The organism is Bacillus sp. REN10, assembly GCF_016820555.1.
Lineage (GTDB): Bacteria > Bacillota > Bacilli > Bacillales > Domibacillaceae > Bacillus_CE.
This window is the reverse complement of record NZ_JADHDW010000002.1, coordinates 71,736-87,669: the sequence shown is the minus strand read 5'-3', so window position 1 is coordinate 87,669 and position 15,934 is coordinate 71,736. Positions and strand designations below refer to the sequence as shown.

Annotated in this window: 15 protein-coding genes; 11 read left to right on the top strand and 4 right to left on the bottom strand. The window is 38.3% G+C overall.

Translation table 11 applies throughout. The annotated features are described in order from the left end of the window. Positions 1-188 precede the first annotated feature (188 nt). The 3 genes from IRB43_RS03700 to IRB43_RS03690 are packed head-to-tail and all read left to right on the top strand — an operon-like array spanning position 189 to position 3,932. Positions 189-1,295 (top strand): GerAB/ArcD/ProY family transporter, encoded by a 1,107-nt coding sequence (locus tag IRB43_RS03700; protein WP_343070795.1) that lies wholly within the window; start codon positions 189-191, stop codon positions 1,293-1,295. Next, a complete protein-coding gene (locus tag IRB43_RS03695) occupies positions 1,285-2,778 on the top strand; it encodes a spore germination protein (protein ID WP_203362099.1) in 1,494 nt (497 codons plus the stop codon). Before IRB43_RS03700 ends, IRB43_RS03695 begins: the two co-directional genes overlap by 11 nt. After that, a complete protein-coding gene (locus IRB43_RS03690; RefSeq protein WP_203362098.1) occupies positions 2,778-3,932 on the top strand; it encodes a Ger(x)C family spore germination protein in 1,155 nt (384 codons plus the stop codon). The genes IRB43_RS03695 and IRB43_RS03690 overlap by 1 nt, the downstream gene beginning before the upstream one ends. Before the next feature lie 53 nt (positions 3,933-3,985). Here IRB43_RS03690 and IRB43_RS03685 read toward each other — a convergent pair whose 3' ends face one another. Next, entirely contained in the window at positions 3,986-5,140 is a 1,155-nt protein-coding gene (locus IRB43_RS03685) for a saccharopine dehydrogenase family protein (RefSeq protein WP_203362097.1), read from the bottom strand. 286 nt (positions 5,141-5,426) lie between these two features. On the opposite strand from IRB43_RS03685, the gene IRB43_RS03680 reads away from it, so the two are divergent. From IRB43_RS03680 to IRB43_RS03655, 6 genes are all read left to right on the top strand, one after another. Further along, positions 5,427-6,137 carry a response regulator transcription factor gene (locus tag IRB43_RS03680; RefSeq protein WP_203362096.1) on the top strand — a complete coding sequence of 237 codons (711 nt, stop codon included), beginning with the start codon at positions 5,427-5,429 and terminating at the stop codon, positions 6,135-6,137. After that, on the top strand, positions 6,134-7,591 hold the full coding sequence (locus tag IRB43_RS03675) for a HAMP domain-containing sensor histidine kinase (protein ID WP_203362095.1): 1,458 nt from the start codon (positions 6,134-6,136) through the stop codon (positions 7,589-7,591). Before IRB43_RS03680 ends, IRB43_RS03675 begins: the two co-directional genes overlap by 4 nt. Positions 7,592-7,608: 17 nt before the next feature. After that, complete coding sequence (locus tag IRB43_RS03670) at positions 7,609-7,791, top strand: hypothetical protein (RefSeq protein WP_203362094.1); 183 nt, start codon at positions 7,609-7,611, stop codon at positions 7,789-7,791. 12 nt (positions 7,792-7,803) lie between these two features. Then, positions 7,804-8,709: a LolA family protein gene (locus IRB43_RS03665; protein ID WP_343070803.1), complete on the top strand. Its 906-nt coding sequence runs from the start codon at positions 7,804-7,806 to the stop codon at positions 8,707-8,709. A gap of 151 nt (positions 8,710-8,860) precedes the next feature. Next, entirely contained in the window at positions 8,861-9,343 is a 483-nt protein-coding gene (locus IRB43_RS03660; protein WP_203362092.1) for an RNA polymerase sigma factor, read from the top strand. After that, positions 9,340-10,476, top strand: a complete 1,137-nt coding sequence (locus IRB43_RS03655; RefSeq protein ID WP_203362091.1) for an anti-sigma factor — start codon at positions 9,340-9,342, stop codon at positions 10,474-10,476. The genes IRB43_RS03660 and IRB43_RS03655 overlap by 4 nt, the downstream gene beginning before the upstream one ends. 41 nt (positions 10,477-10,517) lie before the next feature. Here IRB43_RS03655 and IRB43_RS03650 read toward each other — a convergent pair whose 3' ends face one another. From IRB43_RS03650 to IRB43_RS03640, 3 genes are all read right to left on the bottom strand, one after another. After that, complete coding sequence (locus IRB43_RS03650; protein ID WP_203362090.1) at positions 10,518-11,213, bottom strand: YfjL-like protein; 696 nt, start codon at positions 11,211-11,213, stop codon at positions 10,518-10,520. Beyond that, a complete protein-coding gene (locus IRB43_RS03645; RefSeq protein WP_203362089.1) occupies positions 11,210-11,674 on the bottom strand; it encodes a helix-turn-helix transcriptional regulator in 465 nt (154 codons plus the stop codon). Before IRB43_RS03645 ends, IRB43_RS03650 begins: the two co-directional genes overlap by 4 nt. A gap of 414 nt (positions 11,675-12,088) precedes the next feature. Further along, positions 12,089-13,294: a DUF418 domain-containing protein gene (locus IRB43_RS03640; protein WP_203362088.1), complete on the bottom strand. Its 1,206-nt coding sequence runs from the start codon at positions 13,292-13,294 to the stop codon at positions 12,089-12,091. Positions 13,295-13,444: 150 nt separating this feature from the next. Between IRB43_RS03640 and IRB43_RS03635 the strand changes: the two genes are divergently transcribed. Together IRB43_RS03635 and IRB43_RS03630 are read left to right on the top strand one after the other, a co-directional pair. Further along, complete coding sequence (locus IRB43_RS03635) at positions 13,445-14,158, top strand: response regulator transcription factor (RefSeq protein ID WP_203362087.1); 714 nt, start codon at positions 13,445-13,447, stop codon at positions 14,156-14,158. Further along, positions 14,155-15,891, top strand: coding sequence for a sensor histidine kinase (locus IRB43_RS03630; protein WP_203362086.1), 1,737 nt, complete (start codon positions 14,155-14,157; stop codon positions 15,889-15,891). The genes IRB43_RS03635 and IRB43_RS03630 overlap by 4 nt, the downstream gene beginning before the upstream one ends. The last annotated feature ends 43 nt before the right edge of the window (positions 15,892-15,934 follow it).

Here is a 15,934-nt window from a genome sequence, read left to right as displayed (position 1 = left end):
TTCTCTCCCGTTCTTTATGTAATGTTCATAACAAATCTTCTTTAGTTTAACATAAATTTATTTTTTGAAAATAGATAATCTTAGATTTTAATTAGAAAATTATTTGAATTCTGAATGGATATACAAATGTTTTTTGATACATATTTCATCCTTTCTGGTAAAAACTATCCCCATCAAACATTTTGTAGGTGGTTACTATTTATAAATCAGACACGATCACTCCATTTCAATTAATCCTACTTGCTATGACATGCATTGGATTAAAAAATCATGTTTTTGCGATTTCTCCATTAATCTCCTCAGCGGGGAGAGATGCTTGGATAACTGTAATTATAACAATGGTACTGACATTTATTTGGGTGCTGTTAATATTTTTTGTTCATAAAAAAACAAATAATCAACCACTTATGGAATGGCTTTCCCAAACGATCGGGAATAAAGCAACAAATTTTGTTATCTTGCTCTTCGTTCTCTATTTACTTTTTATGTGCGGCATTTCTTTAAGAGAAACAATGAGTTGGACAAAAATCGCTTATTTACCTGAGACACCGACTTGGATTTTGACTATCATGTTTCTGTTCATCTGTTGGTATTTAGCGAAAGAAAGTATGCAAACCCTTAATAGAATAAATATTTTTCTGTTGTTTTTTATCATCATCTTCGGTTTCTTCGTGGCAACAGCAAATATCAAGTTTAAAAATCATTCATTACTGCTGCCTATGCTTGAACATGGTATCCGACCTGTTCTGAACGGAATTATTTTTCAAGCTTCTGGCATGGTGGAGATTTTTATTTTTCTTTTATTGCAGCATAAATTAAATAACCCGTTAAAGTTTCGGCATTTTTCCATCACCATTCTTCTATTAACAGGATTAACACTTGGTCCTCTCATTGGGGCCCTTATAGAGTTTGGTCCAAGAGAAGCCACAATACAAAGGTTTCCTCCATTTGAAGAATGGGCGCTTGTCTCCATCGGAAATTTTGTTGAACATGTGGACTTTCTCTCCATCTATCAATGGCTTTCCGGCGTGTTTATTCGTATTTCGCTCCTGCTCTTTTTAATCAAAGAACTGTTGCCAAGTAGTATACAAAGAAAAAACCTGATCTTGTTTCTTTTTTTATTTATCATTGCTTTCATTGTTATTGTGCCTATTTCAGACTTTCAATTTAATTATTATTTACGAACATACATATTGCCGACTACCTTTTGCTTCTTCTTTAGCTTTTCGATCTTAATTAGTGCACTTGTTGCGATTCAAACTCTACGAAAACGGAGGACATCCAATGAAGTTTAAGAAATCTCAAAAACTTGATGAACTCATTAAAAAAAAGCCTGCAACCTCAACATTTAATGAACAAACATTAAGGGATACATTTAAACATTGTTCGGATGTAACTTTTTCTAATCTGCAATTTCATAAAGAGTCGGTCACCCTCGTCTATTGTACGGGATTAGTTAGCACCGATATGCTTTATAAAACTGTGCCTAAGAAATTAGAGAGTTTTTTACAAAACCCACCTAACGAATTTACTGAAGAAGCGTTACAGGCACTCCAGCTTCCTACCTTACAAATGATTAACAGTAGTGAAAAAGCTGAGACAGAGATTTTCTTAGGCAAGTTGTTGCTCATTTTCTGCTCAGGTACAGTCATTTATTCAGTAGATGTATCAGATCGGCCGCAACGAAGTACAGAAGACTCCAATATGGAAATTTCGATCAAAGGTCCGCGGGATAATTTTATTGAAGATATTACCGTGAACCATGCATTAATTCGAAAACGATTGCGCACTACCAGTCTCAGAAGCGAGCAATTTGAGGTGGGAACACGCTCAAAAACAAAAATTTCTCTGCTTTATATAGAAGATATTGTCGGCGAACAAGTATTAAACGATATAAAAGCGAAAATTTCTTCTATAGATATCGACAGCTTATATAGTGGCACTCAACTCGAAGAATTAATGAACGATGATCATGCGTTTGCTTTCTTCCCTAGACATAGTTATACAGGCCGACCTGATTTTGCCGTACAGTCATTGCTAAGCGGTCGCTTTATTATTCTCATTGATGGGGTAGCCTTTGCTTATATTACGCCCGTCAACTTATTTTTCTTATTAAAAACGGCCGAAGATAGCGAATCCAGTTATATATATAACTCCTTTGAACGGTTAATGAGAGTGCTAGGCATTTCTACGGCAACATTTCTCCCAGGGTTTTGGGTCGCATTAACAGCCTTTCATCAAAATCAAATTCCTTTCACTTTATTAGCTACCGTCATTGAATCGAGGCGAGGAGTACCTTTACCAACAGCAGCAGAAGCTTTTTTAATGCTGATTTTATTTGAGGTGTTTCGCGAAGCAGGCATGAGACTGCCGCTAGCAATCGGACAGACATTGAGTGTCATTGGAGGATTAATTATTGGCGATGCCGCTATCCGAGCAGGATTAACCAGTCCAGCGATGCTAGTAGTTATAGCCGCATCAACGATTGCTACCTTTACATTGGTCAATCAATCATTAGTAGGAACCGTCTCTTTAATTCGTTTTGGGGTAATTATAGTAGTCGCTTTTTTCGGCTTATTTGGTTTCTTTGTTTCCCTCTTCTTTATAGGGACATATATCGCTAAATTTCACTCTTTCGGCGTTCCCTATTTACAAATTGCCAGTAAGATGAGTTTCAAAAACACATTGAAAGCAGTACTTAAGTTGCCAGCTAAATTGGATAATAAGCGTCCTAACGCCACCAATCCTAGAGATGCAACTAAACAAGGAGAATCCTGATGAAGCAGTGTAGTATATTGATCATTTGTCTATTATTGATCCTGCCTTTAGCTGGCTGCTGGGATGCCAATGAACCTGAACGAATGGTATACATTGAAGGACTAGGTGTCGATTATAAAAACGGCGAATTCATCGTTTACTTGCAAGTGATTAACCCTGGCTTACTGGCGAAATCTGAATCCACAAGCGGGATATCCCAATCGAATGTTGTTGTTGGGCGCGGCAAAGGAAAAACAGTCAATGAAGCGGTGTTTGATATTTACCGTTCCTCTCAGCGCCGTTTATTTTGGGGCCACTTATCCTTTTTTATTTTTACAGACAAAGCATTAAAAAATAAAGGGTTAGAAGCAACCATTGATTTATTTGACCGCTACCGTGAAACGAGATATGGAACGTATATTTTCGCCACGAAAGAGCCGCTATTTAATATTATGACAACACTGCCTCCTTTAAAATCATCAACCGTGTATTCTAAATTAAGTACACCTGAACCATCATATAAACAAAGCTCATTTATTAAGCCTGTTGACATGAGAGAAGCATTGATAGCATTGAATGAACCTCCACATCAAGCAGTGATTCCATACGTCAGATTGGTGAGAAAGACATGGAAATCTGACGAAAAGATGAAAACAGCTGTCCAATTAGATGGGGTGGCTTCCATAACAGAAAAAAGATTAAAGGATATTATCTATTACCCAAAAATGCGAGGGTTAAGATGGTTGAATAAAGATTTAAAACGGGAGGAGGTAAGCATAACAGTAGAGGAGGTGGACATCAGTTTACTAGTCGACAAAGTCAAAGTCAAAACCAAACCAGTCGTAAAGGAAGAGAACGTTCACTTTAACATGTCGATAGATGCCACTATCTTATTAAGAGAAATCCCCACGGATAAAAGTATAAAGAAGATCGAGAAAAAAGCTGCGAAAGTATTAAAGCAAGAAATATTGGAAACATATAAGGAAGGATTGAAAACAGATTCTGACCTTTTTCGACTATCTGAAGTTTTATATCGCGATAATGTTCAAGCATGGAAAAAAATACAGCACAATGGGCAAGTTCCTTTAACGACAGACAGCTTAACGTTGGATGATATTAAAGTAAAAGCAAAAATAAAAGGAGGAGAACGACAAAGAAGGCGCTCAACTCTTTAAGTAGGAGAGAGCTGATTTTTTTTAGAAGTCAGCTCTCTTCCTATTGAGATTTGTTAATGATGATTGATCTGTTCCTTAATCAGCACTCCTCGCTTTTCCATTTCTTTAATATATAACGCTCCGGGAACGATTTGCTCTGGAGGGCAGACTCCACGTTTCGTGATGATCCCTTCACCAATCATTTGCGCCACAATAGAAATCGTATTGGCGGTAGCCTGTGCCATTGCGGTTACATTATTCTCTTGATCTTTATAAGTAATCATTTCATAACGATAACTAGTTGTTTGTCCTTTCTTCTCTCCCATTGTTAATACGCTTAACAAGACTACATCTTCCCCGCCCTTTAAATCTACAATCGGGGCAAGCACCTTCAAGAAGACATCTCTAGGTCTTACTTGCTGACCGTTGATTTCAACAAAATAATCATTGCGCGTTAAGTTCAAATCGACAAGCAATTGAAATTTCTCCGCATGCCCAGGATAGCGAATCGTTTTATATTCTAAACAATCTAAATCAGGATAAGAATAAGCGAGCGTCGATGTGCCTCCAGCTGTGTGAAATGCTTCAAGTGGACCGAATTTATCAAAATAAACCGGCTCCACTTCTGATAAAGAGTCAATCTCTTGCTTCTTGCCATCCCTAATAATAAAGGATGGATCCGTATAATGATCCAATACCCCTTCCATCGAAAATACATGATTATACTCAAGAGGAGGTTTAGGTCTTAACGGAATCCCACCTACATATAATTTGATCTGTTGGACTTTATCCAATCGACTTGCTCCATAGCCTGATAAAATGTTAATCGCTCCCGGGGCCACCCCTAGATCGGGAATGATGGTTACTCCCGCTGCTTTTGCTTCATTATTCAGCTGTAAAACCCGTTCTGTCGCATGACCGATATGACCGCCCAAATCCACACAATGCACACCAGCAGAAATCGCTGCCTTTGCCACACTTTCATTAAAAGAGTAAAAAAGAGCATTGACGACAATATCATGCCGTTTCATGATATGAAGCAACTGCTCCTCTTTTTTCGCATTGACAAACGCCACTTCGAGCTTCGCTGATTGTAAAACGCTACATATTTTTTTCGCTTTTTCCATATCCATATCAGCAAGCGTCACCTTCAACACTCGTTCACTTTTCACTAAATCTCTGGCTACTTCCTTCCCCATTAAACCTGCTCCTAATACTAATACGCGCATATAAATCCCTCCTTTATTTTCGGGAATTTTTATTGTTGCGTCTTTCATTTATGCCCATACACCGTTCACTCTGTTTCATATCTATTCTAATATATACTGATTTTTTCCCTATTATCCCTATTGACCAAACCTAAATGAGTTGTAAGTTGTTAAGAGAAGGCTGTTATTATTGTAGTAGAGTTTTTCAAGAAAAAATCAATATTCTTATAAATTATTAAGAGAATATTAAATTTGAAAGGTGATGGATGATTTTTCTTACAATAGAAACAGAAAGAAGGTTCAAACGATGGAGCAACAAGAAAAAATATTATTGGTGGAAGATGATTATGAAATTGCTCGTATTGTTTCTGATCATTTGCGTCAAGAAGGCTATTATGTGACATGGGCTTCTACTGGAAAAGAGGGCATGAAGGATTTTCGCCAAGAGTCATACAGCCTAGTATTGGCTGACTTAATGCTTCCAGAAATGGATGGCTACACATTATGTGAAGCCATTCGTCTTGAAAGCGATATCCCGTTATTAATCATTAGTGCTCGACATGAAGATGACAGCAAAATCAAAGGGCTAGGTCTCGGGGCAGATGACTATGTAACGAAACCGTTTAGCTTGGAGAAATTAAGTGCTCGTATTCGATCCCATTTGAGAAGATATCGTCGCTTTAATCAACAATCCACTAAACAAAACCGTGTAGAATATCGCGACGGACTAGCAGTTGATTTCACGAAACAAGCCGTTTATTTGCAAGGTAAACCTCTACTTTTAACAGCCAAAGAAAAGGAGTTGTTTTTTCTATTTGTGAAACATCCCTTTCAAACCTTTGCTAAGCAAGATCTCTATCAATGGATATGGCAACAAGAAAACATTGACGCCAACAATACGGTCACTGTTCACATTAAATCTTTGCGAACGAAACTCTCAGATAACAGCCGTTCCGCTAAATTTATTCAAACAGTATGGGGAGAAGGATACCGCTTTATTGGAGAACCGCTATCATGAAAATTAAATATTGGCTCATGGGTGTTTTTCTTGCAGCGATGCTCCTTCCTATCATCGCTCTTTACCTTTTGTATATCAGCTTAAACAGCTATCATGAAAATCTGTTTATGAAGGAACACTTTGAATTGGAGAATCAAATCGCTACCATCGAGCCACATTTGCAAGATCCTTATTTATATCAGCTTCATACACCTGAATATTATGAATCACTGAAAAAACTAACTAACGCCAGCCAGAAGATCTCTCTTTACCGACCAGACGGCCTAGTCTTGTATGAATCGATGAAGCCAACGACAACAAATGCTAGTTTTGTAGACCGCCAAAAATTATACCAACATGTAAATGAGTTGCAAAAAAAGTCGCGTTCCTACACGATCAAAAAAACGTTATTTCATAATGGAGAACTTATCGGGCTTTATGAAATAACGATCGGGCGGGATCATTGGGTGGAAGGTGTTAAATATCGTACATTTATTTTGACAGCATCACTAGCTTTGTTTATCGTGATTCTTTATACAGTCATTCTATTATTGGTCAATCGCAAATTGAACAAGCCGTTAAAAAAGCTGAGTATTCAAATGACGGCATTTGCTGATGGAAAAGACATCAAAAATACCTTGTATGCCAATAAAGATGAGATCGGTGAATTAATCACACATTTTAATCAAATGAGAGAAAAGATCAATGACTCCAATCGTCTTTTGAACAAGCAGCAGCAAGAAAAAGAATTCATTGTCGCTTCGCTCTCTCATGATTTAAAGACACCGCTCACCACGATTCAAACGTATACGGAAGCATTGCAAAATAACCAAGCATTAACAGAGACCGAAAAGGAGGAGTACAGACAAATTCTATTCGACAAAATGGCATACATGAAGCAAATACTCGATGATTTATCGGTTTACACGTCTTTGCAATCAGCAAAGACGACATTAAATCTTGTTGAAGTAGATGGGGAAGAATTTTTCGACATGTTATTGTCCGGCTATGAAGAACAATGTACGCGTAAAAGAATTACTTTGCTAACTGAACAACAGATACATAGCAGTTATCGAGTGGACCCAAAACAAATGATGAGAATTATGGACAACCTGATGGCAAATGCCATCCGTCACACGAACGAACATCGACAAATTGGGCTAGCAGCCATCGAAACTCACTGCCCTCTTCCGGACTGGGTGTTTCATCCAATCGCTCCAAAGCTTGACGCATGGAGAAAAGACCGAACCATCTTAATAATTCAAAATGAAGGTCTAGCTATTCCCTACTCACTGCAAAATAAAATCTTTGAACCGTTCGTTCAAGGTGATGATGCTCGAGCAAAAGGAAGCTCAGGACTTGGCTTAAGCATTGTCAAAATGCTCATTGAACAGCATGGCGGTTCCATTGCCCTCTGGTCAGAACCAGGATACGGAACACTCATTGCTTGTTCACTAAAGACAAATATTAATTAATTGAAAGGTTGATAATGATGAAAAAACACACATGGACAATGATGGGCTTAAGCGCCGTTATTATGTTAGGCTCGATGACTGGATGTTCAAATAACGTAACAGCCTCAGCTGATGAATTGATTGCCAATGTCATCGAATCGGAGCAAACACCTGATTCCTATAGTGCCGATATGGAAATGAAGGTGTTTGAAGGTGTTTGAAGGTGTTTGAAGGTGTTTGAAGGTGACAAGTTAATCGAGCATGCCACTGTAAAAGAATTTTCCAACAAAGACGGCCAAAAAAAGGTGATCACCGAAAATGAAATGACAAAGAAAAAAGCGATAGCCCTCAATGACGGCAAACAAGTTCTTGTGTATGACGAAGCAACAGGAAAAGCTCTCAGCATGGATATGACAGAAGAAGCAGCAAATAACATGTCGCCAAAAGACCAAGTGCTTACCATGCTCGATGCGATGAAAAAAACCCATGACAAAAAAGTCGTAGGAGAAGAAGAAATTAATGGTACTAAAACTCAGCATTTAAAATTAGAACCAAAGTCTAAAAATACGTTAATCGGAGAAACAGACCTTTGGATTGATCAAAAAACGTGGTTTGTATTAAAAACAACGATGGTCACTGAAGATATACGTACAGAAACAACTTACAAAAATGTAGACTTCTCTCCTTCTTTCAAGGAGGATACATTCACTTTAGACATTCCTAAAGGAGTGAAAGTAGACTCTATGGAAGATATGCAGCCGAGTACAACTACTATAGAAGAAGCGGAAAAAGCGCTAGGCAAACCATTTCTTCTCTTCCCTGAAGACATTGCTCAAATCGCTTCTATTACAGCGGATGAATTAAAAGGCGAAATTAACCGGACAGAAGTTAATATTGAATATAAAAAAGACGAAGAACCTTATGTTTCATTGAGTATTTTCCCGACACCTGAAGGAAAAGATGGTGAATTAAATGAAGATGGCCCTACAGTACGCGGACATAAAGCCGAAGTCATGGAAGAAATTAATTCCGTCAGCTGGGATGAAGATGGCTTACGTTATGTGTTGATGCCGATGCATCCGGATTTAACAGTAGAAGACATGATCAAGCAGGCGGAAAAGATGGAGCTTGCTAATTGATCAGCTAGACTTAGGAACTACCCCTACCTTAAATAACGAATTGAGAAGAGAAGCACAGCTCTCTTCTCTTCTTTTATTTCCAAAAGAAAACTCTTCAAAAAATGTAACTTTTCTTCCTTCTTTCCGTTATGTTAATAAGGGAGGTTGATCAATGTCGATTGAAGATTTATATCGCACTTATTTTCAAGATCTATATGCTTACCTGCTCTCCCTTTCTCGCAATCGGCATATCACTGAAGAGCTTTTGCAGGAAACCTTTTATCGCGCTTATATTCATCTGGACAGTTATCGAGGCGAAAATCCTAAGCCGTGGCTATTTAAAATTGCTTATCACACATTTATCGACTGGACACGAAGCGAAAAGAAATGGCATCAACAAGAAATAACGGAAGCCATGCTGCCAACCGTTCAGAGTACTGAACAAATCTTTTTGACTCAAGCTAAAATTAACAACTGGCTTCGTATTGTCCAGCAATTGCCTTTAACAAAAAGGCACGCCATTTTACTGCGTGATTATTATGGTTTTTCTTATGAGGAAATTTCGTGGTTTTTAAACTTGACCATTGCGAACGTAAAAGTCATTTTGCATCGGACGAGAAAAGAGGTAAGAAAAAGACTGGGGGAAGAAGAATGATGGAAAAAGATTCATGCCCATATTTTCGAAGCTTACTAAAGAAGGATGAGCTTTCACAGGAAGAAGAGAAACAGTTGATTAAACATATTGAAACATGCCAGCGCTGTCAGAGTTATATGGATATGTCCGAAAAGAAAGAGCCTGTACTCCCTTTGCCAAACGAAAGGAACATCTTACGAAAAGCGAAATGGAAGCACCGTTGGAATCAACTTTCCTTTTTCATTGGTCTTGCTCTGTTTGTATATCTTGTTGGAAGTCTGTTATCAGCCGCTTATTACGCAATTGGCGATCGTGGAGAGAAAATTAATGCGGTATCTAGCCTAGCATTCCAGGCACTAAACCCTGGTTTGGAGGTTGGATCGAGCACCATGAGTATAAGTCCACTCTTTAGTCAGCAGCGAGTAGCCGAGTTAAGACAAACGATTGGAAGAGAGCAGCATTCAGTTGGAAAGTTGCACACAAACGCGCGGTTTTCTTTCGTAAATCAATCAATTGAATGGAATAACGGTAGCACGAAAGATCAGTTCGCCTTTGTTCATCCAGATTACCAAGAAAAATTAGAAGATGATATTCAAAAAGAATATTGGAGAGTGTTAGAAAAGCTACCTGAAGGCACTGTCACTGAGTTGGCTATTTCTTTTAAACATATGCTGACATTAGAAGAAGTGTATAAGGAGATCAATAAAGAAGCTTTAAACGAAGATTTATATGACATCACTTGGTACGCACTAGATACCGGCTATGAGTATCAGAGAAAAACAGATGACCCCTTTTTAATTCGCGAACAAATTTTTGGATTTGCTTCAAACATTGAGCTCTATCCAAGTAGAGAAGAGTATAGCGATGAAACACTAGAAGAAGATGCTGTCAAAATGATGAAGTTACTAAAGGAGCATCAAAAATGGGTCGAACCATTTTATAATGGTGGAGAAAATCAGGAAATAAAATTAAATGAACGGTACGAGTATGTAAAGAAAAATGGCGTAAAGACATATGGAATTGTAATTACCGGCCCTACGAAGGAACTGTTAAAGCTTAAAAATAGTCCATTCATCACCTTCGTTACAATAGGAGAAGTTGAATTTTGGAACTGGTATTCTCCTCACTTTCAAGGACAGAGATTCTCCTACTAGTTATAGCCTGACAGACACTTGCTCCGTCAGGCTATTGGTTCCTAATCAAAACGAGTCACTTCACAAGCGTTTTTCGCATCTTCTACACTTTTTACTTGAAAAGCTTCCGCTGGCATACAAGAAATATACACTTCCACATCTTCTTTCTTTCCATGTTTTTCATCGAAAGAAAAGGATACTTCCGCTGTGCTTGTTAGCTTTTGTGCTTCATGCACAAGTTGATAAATTTGTTCCCACTGCTGCTGTGAATCGTTAAAAATTCCTGCTTTATTCACCTCTACCCACATAAAGGCACCTGCTTCTTGATAGGACGGGATGTTTGGACCTTTTACTAGCTCACCGCTTTGCCCATAAGCTGTACCAACATACCAGTCTGCTAAATTGGGAAAGTGTTGTCTGACGGCTGGTTCAATATCCTCTTGAAATTCTCTTTGCCATACGCCTTCTGGATAATCATCCATATATGTACGTTCTCTAGACTCTTTTCTTGCATTAAAAGCCATCGATTGATCCCTAACTGGTGAAAAAACCGCTCCATATGTTCGTTCTTTAGCATCAAAAAACGTACTCTTTACAACAAAGGATTCATCATATCTTTCTTCAAGATATTGCTGAAGCTCCCTTGCCACTTGCTTCTCTTTCCAAGGCACTCCTTTAAAATACGCATAAACTAAGCCACCGATACTAACGAGTAGAATGAGACTAATAGCTAAAGTCTTTTGTTTTCTCTTTTTCATTTATTTGCCTCACCTTCACAAATAGCTTGCCATTCTCGATCCGCTTCTTCCTTGTCATATCCACTAAATAAGCGATAATCTTCCTCATCTAAAATACGAAAATGACCACTAATCACATTTTGCTGCAAACGAATCCCTTGACTAGACTTAACTTCTCGCCACCAAACTCGCCCTCCCATCGTCTTCTCTTTGGGGGTACTAATGCTAGTATGAGCAATCGTCTCCACCATCTCTACCGGATCATCACCAAGGCAACCTTGGAGAATTTCGCTTTCCCTAAATAAAGCGCATAAAGCAACAACCGTTGTCCAACCGGCAAGTGTTCTCCCTTTTTCAATTTGGACGAGCGTCTTTTTAGAAATGCCCAGCACTTCTGACATTTTATCTTGCGTATATCCTTTTTCTGTGCGGATGAGCTTTAATTTGCCTGATAGTAGTTCATTTACTTGCTGTTTATCCATATGTATCACCTTCATTACGTTTCTGTATGAGAAATCATTTAAATATTTTCGCGAATTTTAATGATATTACAATAATTCTAGTGTAATTTTATACTAAAATAAACATTTTCCCAACAAAAAAAGCATCTGATTCATCAGATACTAAAAAACCCCTGTCATAACCAAGACACAACCGAGTCTTTGCGATAAAGTGAAACTTCAATCAGCGGATCGCCCACTGATTGTTAGTTGAACAGGTCGGACGTTTACGAGCTATTGATCCCCCGCCTACACATCTGCGCTTCTTTCTGCCGTGTTGAGGTGGGGGGTCTTACAGCCCGTTAATGAGGGATAAGTGATAGTCAACTGGAAAGGAATAACTGTAAAAATTAAGAATCCTCCATTGCTGCAAGCATTAATCCAAAGACTAGTCGCTTAGGCACTTTCCATTCCTTCCGCTTTTTTTAGCTTTTCCTCTATTGAAGCTCTTCTTCCCTTCACATAACCATTCCATGAAAAGTTCGTCCACATCCTTAACAATTGTTCGACTGGGCCTCTATTGAATAGTTTTAAATAATAATGACTACAAATCGCTTGCAAAGCGTAAATCACGACGGCTAACAAGATACCCCAAATCATTCCTAGTTTTCCAAACAACCCAAAACCATACCCATAAAAAATGGTTGTGCAAATGACTGTCTGCATTAAATAATTCGTTAATGATAGCTTGCCGATGTTTTCAAACGCAGCCGAAAATCGTTTATTTGTCTTCCTTGTATACAACAGAGCAAATAGGAAAATATATCCGAGAGCTAGTAAACTGGCACCTAGCATTTCTGCTACACCGCTCCAGCTAGATTCAGTAACATGTGGAATTATCTTTAATATGATGCCAATTGGCAAGAATAAAATAGCACCTTTTACATACAATAAACGCTCTTTTTGCAAATAAACAAATGCATTCACTTTTGCAGCAAACATCCCAAATAAAAACAGCGGGGCAGTCAGCAGCGGCGCAAAAATTAATAGTACTACATAAAAAGCATCCGGCAAATTAAGTGGATCCTCGTTATTTCGGTGATTCATAATATCCACATAACTACCGCTACTGTACACGATCTTTGTTTTCTCGATATATTCAGCCATGATTTTTTTATCTTGAGCGGACTCTTCCATATTGCCATATCCTAAAAATGACATGATGATTAATAAAGCCGTTCCCCAAATCAATAATGTTTTCTTGCTACGATTCATAAACAGCAAAAGAAAGAAACCCATCAAACCGTAAAAGAAAAGAATATCCCCTTCCCATAAAAAGGTAGAGTGCAGCAGTCCGGCGCCTATCAAAAAGAAGAATCGCCGCATAAAATACCGTTTCACCGGTACCCCTTTACGCTCTAAACTTTCCTTCATTTTAATCATGGAGTAGCCGAATAGAAATGTAAAGATTGGCATAAAGCTGCCTTCTACTAACACTTTCACTAGTTTATAAGCCGCTGTATCCGTTGCTGACAGCGAGTAAAAAACAATTTCATCTTTTCCCCAAATACCATATTGAAAGATCAGCATATTAGCTAATAAAATCCCTAACAGACTAAAGCCTCGCATACCATCAATTGCTGAAACTCGATACTTATCCATCAAATTCTCCTCACATCATTTGTTACTATAAATTTACATGAACAATATTTCTCATAGTCAAACAACAGATTAACGTTTCATAAATTTTCTCTGATCTGTTCAAGTTCTCGTAATCTTTATATGTTAGTATGAATAGCGAGGTGCATACACATGGAAACAAGAAACATTTTGCTCGTTGATGACGAAAAAGCAATTGTGAAAATGATTGAAACGGTTTTGCGTAAAGAAGGCTTTAAACATATTTACACTGCTCATACAGCGACTGATGCTCTAGCGATATTAGAAAAAAGATCGATCGACTTGATCGTGCTTGATGTGATGCTGCCTGACTATAGCGGATTTGAATTATGCCCTAAAATCCGGGAAATGTCAGATGCCTATATTTTGTTTGTGACGGCGAAAGTATCTGATCTTGATGTACTAACAGGATTCGCGATCGGCGGAGATGACTATGTCACAAAGCCGTTTAACCCCCTAGAAATTGCGGCAAGAATTAAAGCTCATTTCCGCAGAATCTTATCGGTTGAACATGTATCTATTGCCAATAAAAAGAGGCAGTATGACTTCGGAAGATTTTTAGTCGATGAAGACAAAGGCGAGTTATTAGTAGATGGCCAAATTGTTTCATGTCCAACTCAAGTATATTTACTGTTGCTCTATTTTTGTAAACATCCCAATAAAGTATTCTCTAAATCTCAATTACTAGAGGCTGTCTGGGGCTTTAACCATTATGCCGATGATAATACAGTACCGGTTCATATTAGACGAATTAGGGAACGGATTGAAGAGGATCCCAGCCGGCCACGATATTTACTTACAGTTCGAGGATTGGGTTATAAACTCGGATATGGGAACGCAAGATGAAATCATTAAGAAGACGATTAATCTTTCATTTTTCAATCCAATTCATCACTTTAACGATCGCCATTATTGTGATCGTTTTTGCTCTGCTATTCTTACTACTTCAGCATTTAGCCGATGAAGACGTGAAGAAAAACTTTCCAGTAGGCGTATTAGAAAACATTACTGTAGAAACAACTATTGAGAATAACATTGCTCATATCGATGACAAATGGGAAGCTAGATTAAAGCAAAAAAATATGTGGATACAAATCATTAACCATAAAGGCAACGTGATCGGCTCCATTAATACACCTGCAACCTTGCCTGAAAAGTATACGGTCAATGATATTTTACAAATAGAAGAAACAAAACAATTTCACGAGTACACGGTGTTAGCAGAAATTGACGATACATATAAGCACCCTATGATTTATATTATAGGCTATGAAGATCAGCAGCAAAACCGATTAAAAAAATTAGTAGAAACATATAGTCACAAAGGGCTCGTATCTGAAACAAACAAGAAGCGGATAGAGGAGCAATTAAATCAAATCAACGGATCGCTTCATATCATTGATGAAAAAGGAGACATCATCTTTGCCGCTGGGAAACCGATGAAGAAACATAAGTACGATCCACTGGACATTTTATCTCAAAAAATGGCGCCTGGAACTTACTCTACAGCAACCGCTACTTATAGTGACCCACACTCTCGTCAAACATGGATTTTACATACGCCAAAAAAGAAAGAAAAACACGAAAAATTATCCATTTTAGAGGAAGTATTAGTCGGATTTGGACTAATTGGTGCATGTTTTTTATTCATTACACTTAGCCTCTCTTTTTGGAACGGCTTCCGTTACGGCCGCCCGCTCCTTCTATTTACGAGCTGGCTAGAGCGAATGAAACAAGGAAAATACGATGAAGTACTGACAGAAAAAGAACGAAAGAAAATTTTCCGAAAGAACGGGAAAATAAAAATTCGCTATCGTTTGTACAAAGAAGTCATTAACGCCTTTTATTCAATGGCGGAAAAATTGGATTTGTCCATAAAAGAAAGAGCCAAACTTGAAAAAACGAGAGAGGAATGGATGACTGGGATCTCACATGACCTGCGTACTCCACTATCCACCATTCAAGGATACGGACATTTACTAGAAAGCGGCCAGTATAATTGGTCAAAAGAAGAACTGGAAGAAATGGGCCAAACGATACGTGAAAAGGGAGAATACATGCTTCATTTAATTGAAGATTTTTCACTTGCCTTCCAATTAAAAAATAATGGGCTCCAGCTTTCAAAGGAAACGTTCGAAGTAAATCAGCTCCTCGAAACCATCGCTTCTAAATTTATTCATGATCGAACATTGCAGGAGTACCATTTTCATTTTGAGCCATTAACAGTAAAAGCAGAAATAGAAGTCGATCACAAATGGTTTGAGCGCATGATGGACAATTTAATTTCTAACGCAATGAAGCATAATCCAAATGGAACAGCGATCACCATCCGCGCCTTCCAATCTACCAATGGTTTGAATATTGAAATTCAAGATAATGGTGTCGGTATGGACGAAGAAACGATGGAACAATTATTCGAACGCTATTATCGCGGAACAAATACCGATGAACGCACGGAGGGGGCAGGCCTTGGCATGAGCATCGCCAAGCAAATTGCGAATCTTCATGGGGCTAGCGTCGAAGTCCATTCAGAAGTAAGCAAGGGAACAACCGTGGCTATTTTCTTCCCGAAAGGATGAATTCTTTCTCGGAAGGCCGAATTCTTTCTCGGAAGGCCGAATT